Origin of the sequence: Amycolatopsis sp. NBC_00345 (genome assembly GCF_036116635.1) — a bacterium.
Classification (GTDB): Bacteria; Actinomycetota; Actinomycetes; order Mycobacteriales; family Pseudonocardiaceae; genus Amycolatopsis.
The window spans coordinates 2,045,878-2,065,025 of the sequence record NZ_CP107995.1; the positions used below are offsets into that span (position 1 = coordinate 2,045,878).

At 71.7% G+C, this 19,148-nt stretch carries 19 protein-coding genes and 1 pseudogene; 13 read left to right on the forward strand and 7 right to left on the reverse strand.

The annotated features are described in order from the left end of the window. Positions 1-109 precede the first annotated feature (109 nt). From OG943_RS09060 to OG943_RS09075, 4 genes and pseudogenes are all read right to left on the reverse strand, one after another. Positions 110-394: pseudogene (locus OG943_RS09060) on the reverse strand (nitroreductase/quinone reductase family protein); the annotation flags it as partial. 38 nt (positions 395-432) lie between these two features. Beyond that, positions 433-1,329 (reverse strand): AraC family transcriptional regulator, encoded by an 897-nt coding sequence (locus OG943_RS09065; RefSeq protein WP_328609256.1) that lies wholly within the window; start codon positions 1,327-1,329, stop codon positions 433-435. A gap of 69 nt (positions 1,330-1,398) precedes the next feature. Next, positions 1,399-1,707 carry a hypothetical protein gene (locus OG943_RS09070; RefSeq protein WP_328609257.1) on the reverse strand — a complete coding sequence of 103 codons (309 nt, stop codon included), beginning with the start codon at positions 1,705-1,707 and terminating at the stop codon, positions 1,399-1,401. Positions 1,708-1,752: 45 nt separating this feature from the next. Then, complete coding sequence (locus tag OG943_RS09075; RefSeq protein WP_328609258.1) at positions 1,753-3,489, reverse strand: alpha/beta hydrolase; 1,737 nt, start codon at positions 3,487-3,489, stop codon at positions 1,753-1,755. Positions 3,490-3,680: 191 nt separating this feature from the next. On the opposite strand from OG943_RS09075, the gene mpaB reads away from it, so the two are divergent. The 13 genes from mpaB (at position 3,681) to lanKC (ending at position 16,363) form a co-directional block, all read left to right on the forward strand. Then, positions 3,681-4,763, forward strand: coding sequence for a daptide biosynthesis RiPP recognition protein (mpaB, locus tag OG943_RS09080; RefSeq protein WP_328609259.1), 1,083 nt, complete (start codon positions 3,681-3,683; stop codon positions 4,761-4,763). Next, positions 4,760-5,554, forward strand: coding sequence for a daptide-type RiPP biosynthesis methyltransferase (gene mpaM / locus OG943_RS09085; protein ID WP_328609260.1), 795 nt, complete (start codon positions 4,760-4,762; stop codon positions 5,552-5,554). Before mpaB ends, mpaM begins: the two co-directional genes overlap by 4 nt. Next, positions 5,551-6,798, forward strand: coding sequence for a daptide-type RiPP biosynthesis aminotransferase (mpaD, locus tag OG943_RS09090; RefSeq protein ID WP_328609261.1), 1,248 nt, complete (start codon positions 5,551-5,553; stop codon positions 6,796-6,798). Before mpaM ends, mpaD begins: the two co-directional genes overlap by 4 nt. Positions 6,799-6,803: 5 nt before the next feature. Continuing rightward, positions 6,804-8,003, forward strand: a complete 1,200-nt coding sequence (gene mpaC, locus OG943_RS09095; RefSeq protein WP_328609262.1) for a daptide-type RiPP biosynthesis dehydogenase — start codon at positions 6,804-6,806, stop codon at positions 8,001-8,003. 50 nt (positions 8,004-8,053) lie between these two features. Further along, positions 8,054-8,230: a daptide-type RiPP gene (locus OG943_RS09100; protein WP_328609263.1), complete on the forward strand. Its 177-nt coding sequence runs from the start codon at positions 8,054-8,056 to the stop codon at positions 8,228-8,230. Positions 8,231-8,283: 53 nt separating this feature from the next. Continuing rightward, on the forward strand, positions 8,284-8,433 hold the full coding sequence (locus OG943_RS09105) for a daptide-type RiPP (protein WP_328609264.1): 150 nt from the start codon (positions 8,284-8,286) through the stop codon (positions 8,431-8,433). Between the two features lie 95 nt (positions 8,434-8,528). Further along, positions 8,529-8,720: a hypothetical protein gene (locus OG943_RS09110; RefSeq protein ID WP_328609265.1), complete on the forward strand. Its 192-nt coding sequence runs from the start codon at positions 8,529-8,531 to the stop codon at positions 8,718-8,720. Beyond that, the gene (locus tag OG943_RS09115; protein ID WP_328609266.1) at positions 8,717-9,439 is read left to right on the forward strand and encodes an ABC transporter ATP-binding protein; all 723 of its coding nucleotides are present in this window, start codon (positions 8,717-8,719) and stop codon (positions 9,437-9,439) included. Before OG943_RS09110 ends, OG943_RS09115 begins: the two co-directional genes overlap by 4 nt. Then, on the forward strand, positions 9,439-10,194 hold the full coding sequence (locus OG943_RS09120) for a hypothetical protein (RefSeq protein ID WP_328609267.1): 756 nt from the start codon (positions 9,439-9,441) through the stop codon (positions 10,192-10,194). The genes OG943_RS09115 and OG943_RS09120 overlap by 1 nt, the downstream gene beginning before the upstream one ends. Continuing rightward, positions 10,191-11,825, forward strand: coding sequence for a daptide biosynthesis intramembrane metalloprotease (mpaP, locus tag OG943_RS09125; RefSeq protein WP_328609268.1), 1,635 nt, complete (start codon positions 10,191-10,193; stop codon positions 11,823-11,825). The genes OG943_RS09120 and mpaP overlap by 4 nt, the downstream gene beginning before the upstream one ends. Next, a complete protein-coding gene (locus OG943_RS09130; protein WP_328609269.1) occupies positions 11,819-12,883 on the forward strand; it encodes a glycosyltransferase family 2 protein in 1,065 nt (354 codons plus the stop codon). The genes mpaP and OG943_RS09130 overlap by 7 nt, the downstream gene beginning before the upstream one ends. Before the next feature lie 2 nt (positions 12,884-12,885). Further along, positions 12,886-13,860 carry an LLM class flavin-dependent oxidoreductase gene (locus tag OG943_RS09135; protein WP_328609270.1) on the forward strand — a complete coding sequence of 325 codons (975 nt, stop codon included), beginning with the start codon at positions 12,886-12,888 and terminating at the stop codon, positions 13,858-13,860. A gap of 7 nt (positions 13,861-13,867) precedes the next feature. Next, positions 13,868-16,363 (forward strand): class III lanthionine synthetase LanKC, encoded by a 2,496-nt coding sequence (gene lanKC / locus OG943_RS09140; RefSeq protein WP_328609271.1) that lies wholly within the window; start codon positions 13,868-13,870, stop codon positions 16,361-16,363. 16 nt (positions 16,364-16,379) lie between these two features. Here lanKC and OG943_RS09145 read toward each other — a convergent pair whose 3' ends face one another. From OG943_RS09145 to OG943_RS09155, 3 genes are all read right to left on the reverse strand, one after another. After that, a complete protein-coding gene (locus OG943_RS09145; RefSeq protein ID WP_328609272.1) occupies positions 16,380-16,985 on the reverse strand; it encodes a response regulator transcription factor in 606 nt (201 codons plus the stop codon). Beyond that, the gene (locus OG943_RS09150) at positions 16,982-18,163 is read right to left on the reverse strand and encodes a sensor histidine kinase (RefSeq protein WP_328609273.1); all 1,182 of its coding nucleotides are present in this window, start codon (positions 18,161-18,163) and stop codon (positions 16,982-16,984) included. The genes OG943_RS09145 and OG943_RS09150 overlap by 4 nt, the downstream gene beginning before the upstream one ends. Before the next feature lie 265 nt (positions 18,164-18,428). Then, entirely contained in the window at positions 18,429-18,965 is a 537-nt protein-coding gene (locus OG943_RS09155) for a hypothetical protein (RefSeq protein WP_328609274.1), read from the reverse strand. Between the last annotated feature and the right edge of the window lie 183 nt (positions 18,966-19,148).

Here is a 19,148-nt window from a genome sequence, read left to right on the forward strand (position 1 = left end):
CGACCAGCGGGCTGTGCGCGTACCAGTCGTCGAAGTCCTGGCGGGTGCTGACCCTGGCCGCGATTTCGGGCCGGTTCTGCAGGTCCAGGACGGCGGTGATCACCTGCCGCCGGGTCGCGTCGTCGACCGGTGCCGCCGTCGCGGGCAGGTCGGCGGTCACCCCGTGCTTGAGGTGCACGACGAATCGTGGCTGGGCGCGCAGGTTCGCGTACCAGTTCCGGGGTCCGGGCAGGCCGGTCAGGTACCAGCGGCCGTGGACCTGATGGAACCAGACCTCGATGCGCCGCGGGACACCGCTGCGGGCGCCTACTGTCGTGATGTCGATGGTGCGCTCGGCCGCGGCGGAATCCGGTCCGATGTCGAGGGCGCGGAGGACGGCGGCGTCCACGGTCATGGTTCAGCTCCTGTTTCGTGGTGACGGTCCAGCCGGATTCATGGCAGCGCGGGAGCGGTTCCCCCGCGCATGCGCACGGCATCGACGCTGGGCGGAGTACCGAACTGGCGCCGGTACTCCCGGCTGAACTGGGACGGATTGTCGTAGCCGACGCGATGACCGACGCCGGACACGTCGTTCGGGCGGTTCGCCAGCAGCAGTCTCGCCGCCTGCAGCCGGATCTGCTTCTGGAACTGGATCGGCGTCATCGCCGTCACCGCTTGGAAGTTCCGGTGGAAAGCCGAGACGCTCATCCCCGAAAGCCGGGCGACTTCTTCGACCCGGAACGGCTTGGCGTAGTTCTCCCGGATCCACCGCACCGCACCGCTGATGTGCGTCAGGCTGCTGTCGGCCAGCCCGAGCTGGCGGACGGCCTCGCCCTGGTCCCCGGTCATCAGCCGCCAGAGGATCTCGCGCTCGACCAGCGGGACCAGCGCCTTGCGGTCCCGTGGCCGGTCGAGCAGGCGCAGCAGCCGAACAATCGCGTCGATCAGCTCGTCCGGGGCGTCGCTGACCGCGATTCCCGGGCCCGCGGATCCGGGGGAGCGCGGGAGATCCCCCGGTCCGGCCCGCAGCAGCAACTCGGCGATGTGGGCGGGCTCCAGGGTCATCCCGAACCCGAGCGTGGGCCGGCCCGGATCGGGGTCGATGACGTGCCCGGTCACCGGGAGGTCGACCGAGGCGACGAGGTACTGGCCGGCGCCGTACTCGTAGACGCGCTCGCCCAGCGCCAGCCGCTTCCTGCCGTGGGCGACGACCGCCAGCACCGTGCCGGACATCGAGGATTCCGGGTCGCCGGCGTGGTCGATCCGGCAGATCCGGACACCGTCGACGGCGGTGGTCCCGTCGGGTCGCGCGTGCCGCTGCAGCAGGTCGCGAAGCTCGTCGAGGGGCATGGCACCAGTGCAGCACGAGACGCACGAAGATGCCCGGCCGCGAGAGGAATGTGCAAGAAGCCGCGACTTTCACTCAAGCGGCCGCGACGACCGCGACTCGTCACAGGCGACGGCGACGGCGAGGTACGGGGCGGCCTCCAGCAGATGCCGGTGCAGGCATCGGACGACGAAGCTCAGCACCACGCAGCCGCCCGCGAAGAAGCCGGTGATCACCGTGAAGACCCAGAGATGGGCCTTCTCGTGGTGCACAGTGTTGATCACGATGAAGAAGACGGTGAACGACACCATCAGCAGTGAGCAGCTGTCCGCGATGCGGCGCACACGGCGGGAGAGCCCAGGCACCGGCTCGAACTCTTCCCCGTGGTGGAGATCTTCCATGGACCAAGCCTAAGGTTGTCTCGCCACTGTTCTTGTGGCCGGTGGTCAGAGGTTCAGCTTCCCGGCGAGTTCGGCGGTGAGCTGCCGGCTGTCGACCAACGGGTTGCTCGCGGCCTTTTCCTTGGCGGTGTCGGTCTTGCCGTCGGCGGCCGGGACCGGGAGTGGTTTGCGCACGTGGAGATCGCTGTCCCGCGGCGGGGTGGCGCCGTCGAGGTAGAAGCTCTCCACCAGGTTGTCGATTTCCGGGACGCCGTCGAGGTAGACGCAGTGGTCGCCGACGCCGTCGATGTGCACCATGCGGGAGTTCGCGAACGCCGCGTGGGCCTTGACCGCGCCTTCGTACGGGGTGGCCGGGTCGAGCCGGTCCTGCACCATCAGGACCGGCGGCAGGCCGTCGCCGGTCGGGGTCGGCAGGGCCAGGCCGGCGGGCGGCTGCCAGGTGTCACAGATCTGGCCGGCCCAGCTCCAGCCGATCAGCGGGTACCGCAGGCCGAGCCGGGCCGACTGCACGATGCGCGAGGCGCGGGTGCCGTGCCAAGGGGTGTCGTTGCAGAGGATGGTGTTGAACACCGTGCTTTCGGCTTCCTGCTCCTGGGGGTCACTCCCGGCGGCGCCCGCCTTCCGGAGCTTGCCACGCGGGCCGAGCAGGCCCAGTTCGCTGAGGCCGGCCTGCAGTTGCTGCTTGGCGCGGACGAGTTCGTCACCGCCGTCGCGCTGGTCGAGGACCTTCCGCAGCGCGCTGAGTGAATTGCCCAGCTTCACGAACTGCTTGTCCGCCGAGTACAGGTTGAGCGTGATCAGGCTGTCCAGGTCGTTCGGCCCCATCTTTCCCAGCTCGGGGTCGTCGATCGGCTGGTCGGCCAGCGCGGCCCGCATCCACTCGTACGACGCGGTGATGTCCGCGGACGTCCTTCCCAAGTGGAAGACGTTGTCGTACTTCGCCGCCCACGGCCGGAAATCCTGGTCGAACCGGCGCTGGAACCCCATCGGCTGAGTGCTCCACGACGTGTCCAGGTCGGTGGTGAAGTCCGTGTTCGAGTCGAGCACGAACTTGTCCACTCGCGACGGGAACTGGGTCGCGTAGTGCGCGCCCATCCAGGTGCCTGCCGACCAGCCGAGCCAGCTGATCTTCTCCCGGCCCAGCAGGGCGCGCAGCAGGTCGACGTCGTCGTCGGTCTGCTCGGTGGTGATCGTGGGGCCGAGGTCGCCCTCGGCCCGCTGGCAGTCGCGCTGGTTCTGTTCGCTGGCGTCCTGGATGGCGGTGAGGTTGGCCCAGCTGCGGTTACGCGGGTCCAGGTCGGCGCCGTTGGCCAGCGCGCCGCCGCAGCTGACGTGGGTGCTCTTGCCGACGCCGCGCGGGTCGAAGCTGACGAGTTCGAAGTTGTCGAGCATCCGGGTGCGCGCGTTCTTGCTGAACAGCAGTGGCATCGTCAGGCCGGGCTCACCGGGGCCGCCCGGGTTGATCACCAGGCTGCCGTGCGGGGCGCCGTTGTCGTTGCGGATCCGGCTGACCGCGACCGTGATCGTCTTGCCGTCATCGGGATGGTGCCAGTCCTGCGGGACGGTCATGGTCCCGACCTCGTAACGGTCGACGCCCGGCTTGCCCTGGTAGCCGGCCGGGGTCTGGCCCGGCTTGAACCCGGGCTTCCAGTCGATCTTCTGCTGCAGAAACCGTTGCGGGACAGCCGGTTGCCCGGACGCGTCCGCCAGCGCGGGCCCCGCGGCGGCGATCAGCGCGCCCACCACGACCACTGCACCGATGGCCAGTTTCGAATTGGTCATTCCACCTTCTCCGGTTTCTCTTCCCTCGCCCGGGACCCGCCGACGGAGATCGTGTCACGGCGGTTTTCCCGGCGCTACCGGAGAACTTTGATCGTGAATAATTCATCATCCGGGGGTGAGCGCAGGTACTGGTCCGGCCGGGGGCCGGCTGTCAGGATTGCCGCATTGCAGGTGGGGTAGGCCTGTGCTCGATGGGGGAACGGGAGCTGGGGCTCGTGAGCGGGATTTCGCACGACTTGATGCGCTGGGCGCTGGGCCGGGACCCGGTGCGTGACGCTTTCGCGGAACAGCGGTTCTGCCGCGCGGTGGTACTGGAGAACGGCGAACACCTCGCCGCGGTCCTGGCGACGGACGTGGCCGGTCCGGGGACGACGCTGTTCGTCCCCGGTGCGGACGCGGCGCCCGCCGGGGGACCGGTGGTCGTGGGGTACGGCGGATCGCTGGGGGAACCCGGCGCGGAACTGTCGCTGAACGACGAGTTCTATCTGCAGACCCAGGCGTACGGGGTCAGCGAATACATTTCCGTGCTCGGCCCGACCGTGGTCCGGATAGCCGAACCCGGCGATTTCCCCGCTTATCTGGCCGACGCCGACCGAGCGCGCGCCGAGGGCGTTTTCGCGGATTTCCTCACCCATCCCGCCATCCAGCTCGCGGACCTTTCCGCGCTGGGTGCCGGTCCGCGGCAGGACGGTCCCCGGACGCGGCTCTACGTGGCCGCGGACGGCGGTGTCAGCACGGCCCCCGGCGGACGCCGGATCGGTGAAATCGGTGACGGGCTCGACCGGCTCGAGGCGGCATGGGCCGCGATCAACGCCGAGAGCGACCAGCCTTGCGCCGTTTGCCTTGGCGCGGTGGTCGACGAAGCCGAGCGGGCCCGCGCGCTCGCCGAGCGTCCTTGGCTGGGCCGGTACCTGGCCGCGGTCGCGGGGATCCGCGATCTGCGCGCCCGTGGCTCCTTCGACGTGCGGGTCTCCGGGTTCGGTGACCGCCTGCTGCCCGCGCTCGCCGAAGTGCCCTCGCCTGCGGACGCGACGTCCAGCGAGCTGCCGCTGCTGTTGTGGACGCGCGACGCCGCGTACGTGACCGGTGAACGCACCTTCAAGCTCGATCTCGACGCCGGGAAGCTGGCCGAGGCGCTGCTCGTCACCGGTTCGGTCGACGCGGCCGCCGGGCACGTGACGTCGTCGCTCGGCCTGACCGAGGCCGCGGCTCGCGAGGCCCTGCACCTGGTGAACGGTGCTCGCCTGACCGCGGAACCGGCCGGTGCCCGATGAGACCCCCGGCCCCGCCGGGCACCGCCGGGCGGCGGCTCGCGGAGCTGGGCGACGGCGTCGTCCTGCGTGACCTGTACGACGAGCACGGCTCGGCCGTCTACCACAGCCTGGCGGGCGGTGACACGCACGAGATCCGGGAGCTGGTCCGCGCGGTCCGGCCGCATCCGGGCCCGGTGCTCGAACTGGGCGCGGGGTCCGGGCGGCACACCCTGCCGCTGCTTGCGCTCGGCCGGGAGGTCACCGCGCTCGACCTGTCCGAAGGCATGCTGGAGCTGCTGTCCGCGCGCTTGCGTGACGTGCCGGCGCTGCGTGACCGCTGCACGGTCGTCCACGGTGACATGACCGCGTTCTCGCTGGGCCGGCGGTTCGGGGTGATCGTGCTCGGCACGACGTCCGTCTCCTTGCTCGACGAACGCGGACGCGCCGGGCTCTACGCCGCGGTGCGCGAACACCTGGCGCCCGGTGGGGTCTTCCTGCTGTCCACAGTGGAGGTGACGCCCGAAGCGGCCGAGCAGGTCGAGTTCGAGCAGGCGTTCCTCGACCCGCGGACCGATCGCGGCCACGTGCTGTACGAGTACATCGGAGCCGGCTCCCGCACGGTCACGATCCTGCCCGCCGAACCGGGCCCCGGTCCGGTCGACGTCTACACCACGACGATCAGGATGCTGCCCGCCGAGCTGCTCGTCGCGGAGCTCGCCGACGCCGGGATCGCTGTCCGCACAACACATCCGCTGCCCGCGCCGAGCGACCGCCATCGCGCGGTGCTGCTGGAAGCCGAGGTGTCCCGATGACGCTCTGGCCCTCGCTGCTGCCGCCTTCGCAGCACGGGGACGACGAGCTGTGCGCCGTTTCGGCGGAAGGGGTCCGGGTCCGCTTCGCCGACGGGCGCGAACTGCTCTGCGGGACCAGCGGGCTCTGGAACACCAACCTCGGCTACGGCAACCCGGTGATCGCGCAGGCGTCGGCCGACGCGTTGCTCAAGGCGTCCTACCTGACCGTCTTCCGCTACGAGAACTCCTATGCGCGGGCGGCCGCCGAGGCACTCGTCGAGGTCTGCGGCGGCGAGCACTACGGCAAGGTGCTGTTCTCGACCTCCGGCGGCGCGGCCAACGACCTGGTCATGAAGCTCGCCCGGCACTACCACGCGCTGCGCGGGGACACGGCCCGCACGCTGGTGTGCGGTCTCCGGGGCAGCTATCACGGCCTGACCTTCGGCAGCTTCGCCCTCACCGGCGAGGACCTCGGGCAGCGGCTGTACGGCGTCGACCAGCGGCTGGTCCGCCACGTCACGCCGAACGACCCGGCCGAGCTGGCCACGCTGATGGAACGCCAGGGCAGCCGGATCGCGGCCGTCGTCGTGGAGCCGGTGCTCGGCAGCGGCGCGGTGCCGTTGAGCGAGGAGTTCCTGGCCGAGCTGATCCGGCTGCGGGAGCGGTACGGCTTCCTCCTGGTCGCCGACGAGGTGGCCACCGGATTCGGCCGCACTGGCAGCTTCTTCGCGTCCCAGCGCTGGGCGAGCCGGCCCGACCTGCTGGTCACTTCGAAAGGCCTGACCAACGGGACGAGCGCTGCCTCGGCCGTCGTCGTGTCGCGCCGGGTCGCGGAGGTCTTCACCGCGGCCGACGCGATGCTGAGCCACGGGGAAACCCAGGCGGGCACGCCCGTCACCTGCGCCGCGATCCTCGCCACGATCGACGAAATGCGCCGCCTCGACGCGGTGGCCGCGGGCCGGCGCCTGTCCGCCCGGCTCGACACCGAACTCGCGGCGCTGGTGGCCGAGGACCCGCACGTCGAGTCGGTCACCGGCCTGGGCTGCTTCCGCGCGGTGCGGCTCCGGCGGCCGGACGGGAGCCCGCTGCCCCAGGCGGAGGTGCCCGAGGTCGTCACGGCGATCCGGCGGGCGGGCGCGCTCGTGCACCCGGGGGTCAACGGTTTCCAGCTCATCCCGGCGCTGACCTACTCCGAAGAGGACCTCGCGGAACTGCTGGCCTGTGTCCGGGCGGGTCTCGCTGCCCACTCGGGCGCGTCGCGGTGAACCCGGTGGGCGTGCTGTACAGCCCGACCAGGGTGCTGTTCGGCTGTGACGGGCTGCCGAGCCGGCTCGCCGGGCGGCCGGAGCGGCGGGTCACGCTGCTGCTCGACTCGGGGGTCGCCGACAGCGTCATCGCGGCGACGATCCGACGGCAGCTGACGCACGCGCGGCTGCAGGCCGACGTCGTCGTGCTGACCGGTGCCGGCACGCTCGAGAGCGTCCTCGGGCTGGCCGACCGGCTGGCGGGCACCGAGCTGGTCGTCGGCGTCGGCGGCGGTTCGCTGCTCGACCAGGCGAAGCTGGCCACGACGCTGCGGGACAACCCGGCGGCGCGGCGGCATCTCACCGTGCCGCAGCGCACCGGCCTGCTGGCGCTGCCGCCCCACATCGTGCGCGCCGTCCCGCTGGTGCTGGTGCCGACGACGCTGGGGACGGGCTCGGAGCTCAGCACCTCGGCCTGCCTCGACTACCCGCAGGGCAAGCGGCTGATCATGGGGGAGGCGCTGCTGCCGGACGTGGCGGTGCTCGACCCGGCCGCGACCGCCACGCTGCCCGGTGAGCTCGTCGCCGAAGGGGTGCTGGAGGCGTTGTGCCGCCTGATCAACCCGTACGTCGGCGGCCACGACGACCAGGTGACCGAGGACGCGCTGGTCGAGGCGATCGCGGGGCGGCTGATGACGCTGGGGCACCGCGTCGGGGCCGCGGTGACCGGCGCCGTGCCAGACGCGGTGCCTGACCCCGTGCGGGCCGAGATCGCCAAGCTCAGCGGGCTGAGCCACAGCGGCTGGGTCCACCAGGGCCGCAGCCCGTACTCGGTGAAGGGCTGGCTCGTCACCAACGAGCTGTCCTCGGTGCTGGGCGTCCGCAAGATGACCGCGGTCGCCGCGTTCCTGCCCGTGCTGTGGCAGGCCGTCGCCGACGGGGACACCCGGCTGGGGTCGGCGCCGCGGCTGGCCCGGCTGTGGGAGCGGCTGCGCGTCACCGACCTCACGCTGCCGGCGGACCCGGTCGCGGGCGCGCGGGCGCTGATCGGCTCGTGGGGCGTGCACCACCGGCTGGAGGCGACGCCGGAGCAGCTCGCCGAGGTCGCGCGCCGGGTCGTCCGGTCCTGGGGCGCGGGCCTGCCCATGCTCGGCGGGCTCTCCGCCGCCGAAGTCCTGGCCATGGTGACCGACGCGGCGGCGGCCGCCAAGACTTCCGTGCCGTGATCGGCGGTGCGGGACTTGAAAGACGACTGGAGGGGGAGGAGGAAAAACCAATGCAGGACAACAACACTCTCGCGCGCCCGGCTCTCGAGCTCGGCATGCAGGAGCTGGAAGCCATGGAGGCGCCCGGTTTCTGGGACACCGTCGGAGGCATCTTCACCGGCGTCTCGGTGGCCAGCGCGGCCAGCTACGTGAGCTACGCGGTGAGCGTCGCGACCGTCGCCACCTGATCCGCACCGGATCGCTGTCCTCCGCTCGTGCGGAATGGGGAGGGAGGTAACAGATGCAGGAGAACACCGTGGTCCAGCCGGAACTCGAGCTGGGCATGCAGGAGCTGGAGGCCATGGAGGCCCCCGACTTCTGGGGTGGTTTCACGGCCGGCCTGACGATCAGCGGCATGGGGATCGCCAGCGCCACCGTCGTGATCACCTGATCCACCTGGTGAGATGAAGGTCCTGTGGTGGTGCGTACACGGCACCACCACAGGACTTGTCAGCATACCGAATCCCGGAAGGACTCATGAGTTCGATGAACGAATCCCGCCGCAAGCTGTCGCCGGTGGTCACCTTCGCGCCCGTGATCATCGCGCTGGCCATGGCGATCTCCTTGCTGTGGCTGAAGGGGACCGCGATGGTGATCGCCTTCGTCGTCCTCGGTGTCGCCCTCGTGGGCTGTGTCGCGGTCATCGGCGCGCAGGCCAAGCGGCGGCAAGGACGATGAGCGGCGGCGTCGCCGTTTTCCACGGCTTGACCAAGCGCTACGGGCCGGTGACCGCCGTCGAGGACGTCTCCTTCGCGGTCGCGCCCGGCCGGGTCACCGGTCTGCTCGGCCGCAACGGTGCCGGGAAAACGACGTCGCTGCGTATGGCCCTCGGCCTGGTCCGGCCGAGTTCGGGCTCCGTGACGCTGTGGGGGCGGCCGTACGCCGGACTCCCCGGCGCCGCGCACCGGATCGGCGTCAGCATGGACGGCATCGGCCCGCTGCCGGGCGCGACCGGCCGTCGTGACCTGCGGATCTGGGCCCGGACGCTGGGGCTGCCGCGCACGCGGGCCGACGAGGTGCTCGACCTCGTCGGGATCGGCGGGGCGGCGGACCGGCCGGTCAAGGGGTACTCCACCGGCATGCGGCAGCGCCTCGCGCTGGGGACCGCGCTGCTGGCCGACCCGGAACTGCTGGTGCTCGACGAACCGGCCAACGGCCTCGACCCGGACGGCATCCGCTGGCTGCGCCGGTTGCTGCGCGGGCTGGCGGACGAAGGCCGCACCGTCCTGGTCTCCAGCCACCTGCTCGCCGAGGTCGAGCAGACCGTGGACGACGTCGTGATCCTGGACCGCACGGTGCGGTTCGCCGGCTCGCTCGCCGAACTCACCTCGGCCGGCGCCGAGCGGCTGGAAGACCGTTTCTTCGCACTGGTCGGCGACCGGGCCGGGGGGTACTGATGGCCACCGGATTCCCGGACCTGCTGGCGGCCGAGTGGCTGAAGGCCCGCACCGGGCGGCTGTGGTGGCTGCTCGCGCTGGTCGGCGGCTTCCTGGTCCTGGTGTCGAACCTCGGCCTGCTCAGCCAGGGCGTCGAACAGCTCGACGCGGGCACGACCACGCTCGCCGAGCTCACCGACGTGCCGGTCCGCAACAGCATGGCGATGCTGCTGCCCGCGGCGCTGTTCGGGGCGGTCTTCGTGACCAGGGAGTACACCGGCGGCACCATCGGCCGGTCCGCGCTGCTCAGCGGCGGCCGGGACCGGCAGTGGGCGGCGAAGCTGCTCGTGAGCCTCGCCGCCGGCGCGTTGTTCGGCCTGTTCGCCCTGGTGCTGGGCATCGGCTCCGCCTGGGCGTTGCTGGCCGGGCACGGGCACGCGCCGCTCTGGACCGGCGAGACCTGGCTGATCGCGCTCGGCGTGTTCGCGGTGAACGTGCTCGGCGCCGCGTGGGGCGTGTTCCTGGGCTGGATCCTCCGCAAGGACATGGTCGCGGTCGCCGCGCTGGTCCTGCTGGTGCTGGGGGTCGAACCGGCGCTGCACCGCTTCGTGCCCGAAGTCGGCAAGTACTTCCTCACCGTCGCGATGAGCTCGGTGTACCGCGACACCCAGCCGGACCTGCTCCCGATCCCGTTCGCCTGCCTGGTCATCGCGGCCTGGCTGGCCGCGGCCGGTTACCTGGCCCGGAGACTGGTGCGCTCCCGGGACCTCACATGAGCCCCAAGACCGTCGACCGCGCGCCGGACCCGGCGTTGTTCGCGCGGCCGCGCCTGGCCGGCGACGTCCAGGTGCACGAGCCGTCCGGAGAGGGCGCGCCGTGGGTGGTGCAGCGCTCCGGCCCGAAGTACTTCCGGGTCGAGAGCGACCTCGCCCGGCTGATGCGGGTCATGGACGGCGCCAGGGACCACGCCGAACTCGCCGCCGCGCTGGGGCAGCCGTGGGCGGCCGAGGACGTCAGCGGCGCGGTGGCCAAGCTGTCCGCGGGCGGCCTGCTCGCGGACGGGACGGTGCGGAAGACCCGTACCCGCCGCGTCGTCTTCGTGCCTCCGCTCACGGTCCAGTTCACCCTGCTCAAACCGGGCTGGCTGACGCGCCTCGCGCCGCTCCTGCGGCTGCCCGCGAACCGGGCGGGGGCGGTGCTGGCGGCGATCCCGGGCTTCGGCGGTCTGGTCGCGCTGGCGCTGCTCATGCCCGAGGTGAAGGCCGCGCTGGGGCACCCGCTGGCGCCCGGCGTCTACCTCGGCCTGATCGGCGGCCTGCTGGTGACCACCGCGCTGCACGAACTCGGGCACGGCGCGGTGCTCACCTACTACGGCGGACGGCCGAGCCGGATGGGCGTGATGCTGTTCTACCTGGCGCCCGCGTTCTTCTGCGACGTCTCGGACGGCTGGCGGCTGCCGCGCACGGACCAGCGGGTCCGGGTCGCGCTGGCCGGGATCGTGACGCAGTCGGTGATCGCCGGGGCGGCGGCCGTCACCGCGCTGTTCCTCGACCCGTCGCCGGGCCGTGACGGCGTCCTGCTCTTCGCCGTGCTCGCCTACACGACCGGTGCGCTGAACCTCGTGCCGTTCGTGAAGCTCGACGGCTACCTCGCCCTGATGAGCCATCTGGACCTCCCGCACCTGCGGGCGCGGACCATGACCGACGCTCGCCGGTTCCTCGCGCGGGTCCTCTTCGGCGGACGCTACGCGCGGGAGCTGCCGCAGCGGTGGTCGGTCGGCTTCGGCTTGGCCTGTATGGCTTTCCCGCTCTACCTGGTGGGCAGCGCGATGGTGCTCTGGGCCCCGCTGTTCCAGGGGCTGGGGATGCTCGGCGCGTCGGTGCTCGGCTTCGGCGCCTGCTACCTCGTCTACCGGTTCTGGAAGGCCTTCAGCGGCTTGATCGGCCTGGCGCACAAGGCCGGTGCGCGGATCTGGCGGATCATCGCCGGGACGTCGGCGGTGGCCGTGGCCCTCGCCGCACCGCTGCTGTTCGTCACGGTGCCGTACACCGTGACCGGGGGTTACGTCGCGCAGCACGGCCGGGTCGAGCTGGTCCTGCCCGCCACGGCGGACCAGGACGCCGGCCGGCCCGGCAGCGCTGTCCGGCTGTATCGCGCCGGGGTGGTGAACCGGGAGCAGGTCGCCGCGGCGACCGTCGCGGGGCCACGGGCGAAGGAGTGTTCGGCGCCGTTCTCCGCGTTCGCGCCGATGCGGACCGACGTCATCAGCCTGCCGTGTCTCGGTTACGAGCTCACCGCGCCCCGCGGTTCCCTCGAGCCGACCGGGGCGGCGGAACTGGACGCCGGGCGGCTGCCGCTCTGGAACTGGCTGTACGCCAAGTACCTCGCCCCGGCGGGGCGATGGTGAAGCCGCGCTTCTCGGTGATCTGCCCGGCCTTCAACCGGTCCTCGGCGATCCGCGACACCGTCGCCTCGGTCCGCGATCAGTCCGAAGTGGACTGGGAGCTGATCGTCGTCTCCGACGGGTGCACCGACGACACCGAAGACCACGTCCGGGACCTCGTGGCCGCGGATCCGCGCGTCACCCTGCACCGCACCGGACCGCACGGGCACCCGAGCGAACCGCGCAACGCCGGGCTGGCGGCCGCTCGCGGCGAGTTCGTCGCGTACCTGGACCACGACGACCGCTGGCGCCCCGACCATCTGGCGAGGCTGCTGGAGGCGTTCGACGACGGCGCGAACGTCGTCGCCACCGGCTTCGAACGCCGGGACCTCCAGGACCGGACCGTCGCCACGACGATTCCGCTGACCATGCACTGGCACCCCGAAACCCAGCTCGTCGCGCCGCTGTTCGAGCCGTCCCGCGTGGCGCATCGAGCGGGATTGGCGGAACGCGTGGGCGGCTGGCGCGAGGGCGTCGGCCTGGAGGATTGGGACCTGTGGGTCCGGCTGGCCGACGCCGGGCTCCGCTTCACGACACTGATGGCGCCCACCGCGTTGCTCTTCGACGACGGCAGCACCCGGATCAACCGCACGCCGCGGAAACACCTGCTGGTCCTGTCGTCCTTCGACGACGTCCACCAGGCCCGCGACGCGTCCCTCGCCCTGCGCGCGCCGGAGAACGCCGACGCGTTCCGCGCCGCGACGCAGGAAGACCTGGAATCCTGGTACGCCAGGCTTATCCGGTCGGGGGAGCTGATCAGGCCGCACGGCTGGGACGGGGATCTGGACGCCGAGATCGGCGCGGTGTCGGACGCGGTGAGCGAGAGCGCCACCTGGCCCGACCTCGTGCTGGTGCCCCAGCGCGGCCGGTACGTCCTCGCGCTGGCGCTGTGGTGCGGCACCGCCGGCCACGCCCGCCGGGTGGAACGGCTGACCAGGGACGTCCACACCGCGCAGTTCTCGCTGGCCGAGCGGTTGATCGCCGCTTCGGCGCGGACAGTGCTTACCAGGAAAGGGTTTTGACGGTGCAGACCTCGGTTTTCTATCCCCTTCAGCCGTCCGACCCCGGGTCGATGGTGCGGTTCGGCGAGTTCGCCCAGGAGCACGGGGCGCGGCGGCTGTGGATGGGCCAGTCGCTGCGGCTGGAGTCGCATCTGGTGCTCGCGGCGCTGGCCGCACGGGTGCCGGGGCTCGCCCTCGGCACCGGGGTCGCGTTGACGCCGCTGCGGCATCCGTTCACCGCGGCCGTGGACGCGAGGACCCTCGCGGCGCTCTCGGGCGCGCCCTACGTGGCGGGGTTCGGGCCGGGCCAGCCGTCGTTCCAGGGGTCGGTGCTGCCCGCGCCCTACGACCGGCCGCTGCGGGCGGTGCGCGAGTACGCGACCGTCATGCGCGGGCTGCTGGACGGCAAGGTCGTGGACCACGACGGCGAGTTCTACTCCGTCCACGGTGGACTGGAGCCGATCCGGTCGCCCGAGGTGGAGATCGGGCTGGGTGTCCTGCGGTCCGGGATGGCGAGGACCGCGGGACGGGTGGCCGACGTCGCGATCACCTGGCTGACGCCGCACTGGTACCTCAGCGGGGACATCATGCCCACGCTCGCCGACGGCGCCGCGGACAGCGGCCGGAAACCGCCGCGGGTCGTGTCCGTCGTGCACGTCGCGGTCGACCGGCCGAAACGGAACCTGCGCCGCGCCGGCCGCGTCGCCGCCGGCGCGCACCTGGGCTCGGACCACTACACCGACATGCTGCGCCGCGCCGGGATCGCGGCGGACCCGGCGGCCCCGGTCAAGGGCGTCGAAGCGCTCATCGAAGCGAACATCTTCGCCACCGGCACTCCCGAGGAGATCGCCGCCGAGGTCCGGAAGTACTACGACGCGGGCGTGGACGAAGTGGTCCTCAACGCCTGTGGTGTGTTCGCCACCGAGGGGGAGACGGCCGCACTGCGCGATCTGCACGAGATCCTGGCCGCGCTCGGTGCGCGGGAAGAAGTGGGGTAAGGGAGCCATGGACTTTCGGTATCAGCGGTTCTGTGTCGCGGACCGCGCGTTCTACGACCTGCCGGGAGCCGCGCCCGCGGACACCGAGACCTGGGCGGCGGCCGGCCGCCCGCTCCCGGACGGCTGGCGCACCCGGTCCACCGGCGACTGGGCCGGGGTGCTGCCGCCGGCGGTCACGCTGCCGGGGCAGGGCTGGAAGATCCACGTCTCCGCGTGCCTGGACAACGCCGAGACGATCCTCGACATCGTCTGGAAGTACTGCGTCGAGGGCGGGATCTTCTTCAAGTACGTCCGCGGCGCCGAGACCCTCAAGATCCGCAACAGCAAGTACGGCGACCGCAGCGCCAGCGGCAAGTTCGTCACCCTGTACCCGCTCGACGAAGCGCATTTCGAGCGGATACTGACCGAGCTGGGCGACCTGCTGGACGGCCAGGAAGGGCCGTACATCCTCAGCGACCTGCGCTGGCGGTCCGGCCCGCTGTACGTCCGCTACGGCGGCTTCGTCGCGGAAATGGGCCCGTCCGAAACCGGCGATCTGGTGCCCTGTATCAGGAATCCGGACGGTGAGCTGGTGCCCGACGTCCGCGGTCCCGGCTTCCGGCCGCCGGAGTGGGTGCGGCTGCCGGACTGTCTCGCGGAGCCGCTGGCCGCGCGCAACGCGGGCACCCTCGAAGACTTCCCGTACCGGGTGACGAAGGCGCTGCACTTCTCGAACGGTGGCGGCGTCTACCGCGCCACGGACACCCGGTCCGGCGACACCGTCCTGCTCAAGGAGGCCCGGCCGCTGGCCGGCCTCGACGGCGACGGCGCCGACGCGATCACCCGCTTGCGTCGCGAGCACTGGGCGCTGGAACGGCTCAGCGGCCTGTCCTGTATGCCGGAGCTGGTCGAGTACCGGGTGGGCCGGGAGCACCATTTCCTGGCGCGTGAGTTCTTCGACGGCCAGGCCCTCACCTGGGAGATCCTGCGCCGCAACCCGTTCCTCACCGGCGAGGGCACACCGGCGCGGTTCGCCGAGTACGCCGAGTGGGCGCTGGGGATCCTGGACGAGGTCGAGCGTGGCGTCGAGGCGATGCACGGGCGTGGCGTCGTCTTCGGGGACCTCCACCCGCACAACATCCTGCTCCGTCCCGACGGCGGGATCGGCTTCATCGACCTGGAGGCGGCCAGCGAGATCGAAGCGGAGGCCGGGCAGAGCATCGGCGCACCGGGGTACCGCGCGCCCGCGAACTACGCCGGGGCGGCCGTCGACCGTTACGCGCTGGGGTGTCTCCGGCTGGGGATCTTCGTCCCGCTGACCATCGTGATCCCTTGGGAAGCAAGGAAAGTCGACCAGCTCATCGAACTCGTCACCGGCCGGTTCCCGCTGCCGGCGGGCTTCGCCGACCGGGTCTGGGCCGATCTCGGGCCCGCGCCCCATCCGCCGGGGACCCGCTCCGCCCGCGCCGAACCACTCTGGCCGGGCGACGGCACGCTGGGCGCCGCGCTCGGTGACGGCATCCTGAACACCGCGACCCCGGACCGGGCCGACCGGCTTTTCCCCGGTGACGTCGAACAGTTCGCGCCGGGTGGCGGGGTGAACTTCGCGCACGGAGCCGCGGGTGTGCTCTGGGCGCTGGCGGAAGCGGGCGTCCCCGTTCCCGACGACCACGTCGACTGGCTGACCGCCGCCGTCGGCCGGTTGCCGGACCCGCGGCCGGGCTTCTACGACGGGCTGGCCGGGATCGCCTACGCGCTGGACCGGCTCGGCCGCCCCGCCGAAGCCCAGGAGCTGCTGGAACGCTGCGCGAGCGCACCGCTGGACCCGGCGAACGCGACGCTGTTCGACGGCCTTTCCGGCCTCGGGCTCACCTACCTGCGGTTCGCGCGGCTCGACCAGGCCGGCCGGATCCGCGAACACGTCCTCAAGCTGCTCGGCTCGAAGCCCGGCAAACCTCGTCCCGGCTTGCTGCGCGGGGCGACCGGCCCGGCGCTGTTCCTGCTGCGGCTGTACGAGCAGACCGCCGACCGCACGCTCCTCGGCCCGATCGAAACGGCGTTGCGCGGCGAACTGGCCGACCTCGGCTGGCATCCCGGCGTGCCTTCGTCACCCGAGGCGCCTTGGCGCAAGGTTCCCCTGCTCGGGACCGGCAGTGGCGGGCTGGGCATGGTGCTGCACGATTTCGTCGCCCACGTGCCCGACCCGGAGCTGTGCGCGGCTCGCGACGACATCCGGACCGCCGCGTGCCTGCCGTTCCTGAACAACTCGGGGCTGTTCCACGGACGCGCCGGGACGGCACTGGCCCTGCGGCACCTGGCCGACGGCACCCCCGAGGTGGACCGGGCGTTGCGGCAGCACCTCACCGGGTTCGGCTGGCACGCGGTGTCGCACGAGGGAAACCTGCTGACGCTGGGCGACCAGGCGCTACGCCTTTCGACCGACCTCGGCACCGGCTCGGCCGGCGTGCTGCTCGCCGTCCGCGCCCTGCTCGGCGAATCCGCCTCCGGCCTGCCGTTTCTCTGAGCGCACGCCGCGGGGGTCAGAGCCAGCCGACGCGTTCGGCGACGCGGACGGCGTCGACCCAGTTCTGGGCCTGGAGCTTGGCGATGACCCGGGTGAGGTTGTTGCGCACGGTGCCTTCGGCGAGGTTGAGCCGCAGGGCGATCTGGTCGGCGCTCAGCCCGCGCGCGGCCAGCCGCAGCACGCTCCGCTCACGGGGCGTCAGCGGGTTGTCCCCGACTTCGATGGCCGCGGCCATCAGGTCCGAGCTGATCACGCGCTGGCCGGCGTGGACGTTCTTGATCCCGTCGACCAGCTCGGCGAGCGAAGCGCCCTTGCGAAGGAAGCCGCGCACCCCGACGGACAGCGCTTCCCGCACCGTCCCCGGGCCTTCGAGCGCGGTGAGCACGAGCACCCGGCAGGCGGGCAGTTCGCGGCGCAGCGCGGCAGAGACCTGCAGTCCCGTCTCGCCGGGCAGGCCGAGGTCCAGCACGGCCACGTCGGGTTCCGCCAGCTTGGCCAGCGGGACCACTTCGTCGCCGCGTTCGGCCTGGGCCACGACGTCGATGTCCTCGTCGGAGTCCAACGTCGCGACCAGCGCTTCCCGCACCACGCGCATGTCCTCGGCCACCAGCACGCGGATCACCGGCTCGCTCCTTCGAGCTCCGGGGCGGGGGCGGTCCGCGAGGCGCAGGGGACCGCGGCCTGCAGGGTGAACCGGTCGTCGAGCAGCTCGACGGTCAGGGAGCCGCCGCGCTCACGCACTCGCGCGGACAGGTCCTCCAGGCCCTGCCCGCCGTGGGAGATCGACTCACCGTGGGCGCCGTCGTTGGTGATCTTCAGGCAGAAGTGGTCGTCGTGGAGCCCCAGGACGATGGTGCAGAAGCTCGCCTCGCTGTGGCGCACGATGTTCGTGACGGCTTCCCGCAGCACCCAGCCCAGCGTCTCCTCCGCGTCGGCGTCCGGCGGACCGGCGACCTGGACTTCGCACCGCGTGCCGATGGCTTCGAGCAGCCCGGTGGCGCCGGCCAGCTCGCGGTCGAAGCCGGCCTTGCGGGTGCCCTGGACAACCGCGCGCATGTCCCGGAGCGCCTCGTCGGCGATCCCGCGTACCTCGCGCAGCTCCCGCCGGGTGGCCGGCGGGTCCTCCTCGGCCAGCCGCTCCGCGAGCTCGGCGCGCAGGCTGATCGACACCAGGCTGTGCCCGAGCCCGTCGTGCAGGTCGCGCGACATTTCCGCGCGGGCGTCCGCGACGGCGAGCGTGGCGATGTAGTTCCTGGCCTTGCTGAGCTTGCCGGCGAGGTCGCCGATCCTGAGCAGGCTCTGGAGCAGGAAGCCGGACAGCAGCATGACGACCGCGGCGTAGGCGTTCAACGTCCAGTTCTCGGTGATCCACATGAGCGCCGAGCGGGCGACGATGGCGAGGAAGAACAGCCAGGACCACGGCGGCCGGACCACGATCAGGATCAGCCAGCCCAGCAGCATGTCGGCGCCCTGCCAGTGCGGCCCGAGCCAGAAGAACGGCGTCAGCGTCACCAGCGCCTGCGCGCCCAGCAGGACGGCGAGCTCGGTGCGGGTGCGCAGCCCGGCCCGGGTCCGGCGGACCACGCCGACGCACAGCAGGACCGTCGCGATGGTCATCAGGATCCCGGCCTGCAGCGCCTCGGCGTAGCTCTGCTCCTCGACCAGCGACCACACCGTCGGCACCGAGACCACCAGGGAGGCCAGCGCCGCGGCGCCGGTGCAGGCGAGCAGGACGGAGTGCGCCGCCGCCGCCCGGCACCACGAAGACAACGAGGCCCATTGCGTCCGCACGATTATCATGTCCCCATCCCGGCGACCACCGACCTTGGTCGGGTATTCGGCCCGCGCGCCGTCCATTGCCCGCCGCAGCTCGCCCGCGACGATATACGTTCCCCGCCGCTGTTCCTGCCTCGCCGGCTTGTTTCACCCGGCGACTGTGACGCGGCTAACTCCGTCATAAGCGCAGGTCAAGGCGCGGTCACGGGCCACGGGAATGGTCGTGGCCGGGTATTCCGGTCCGTGTGAGGGGTGTGGTGAATAAGGCCCGCACGAGACGGCGGGGCACTCACCACTTGATGAGGTACCACTTTCCTTCGCGCAGTTCCATGGTGGCCTCGGGCAGTTCGGTGTCGGTGAGCTCGGCATCGGCTTTGACCGCTTCGGCGGGGATATGGACCTGCGTGATCGACTCGGTGACGAGGGACCGGTCCACCGTGGCGCCCTGCAAGGCCGCCTTCTCCGAAGCGGAGTACATCTGGAAGGTGAGCAGCAGCGATTGTTCGCACGGGCCGAAGCCGTCGTCCTCCGACTTCTTGGCGGCGTCCCTGCCGATCTCACAGGCCGTGGTGACGTCTTCGTTGCCCATCGCGTGCAGATAGGTCGCGTACCGCCCGACCGCGTCGTCGCCCTCCTTTTTCGTCGGGGGCTTGGCCTCCGAGGTCGCTGAGGTCGCCGCGGTGTCGGAGGCGGAGGACCCGGCCGGTGGCGAGGCGTTGTTCGAAGTGGCCCCCGAGGTGCCGCTCCCGCCCGAGCAGCCGGCGATCAACAGGGCGACCGGCAGGGCGAGGCCCGTGGCGAGCAGGGGGAGTGCGCGAGCGGACATGGAGCACCTCTCAAGTCGGCGAGAACGGCCGGAGCATAAGGGACAGCGGCTGCGTAGCGCGGTGGAACCGGACCAGACGCGGCGCCGAGGGTAACGCCCCCACCAGTCAAGAGTGACACTTTCGCCTGAATTGCCACGCGGGGGTCGACGGCCCGCTATCGCCCGGCCGTGCCCTGCCGGATA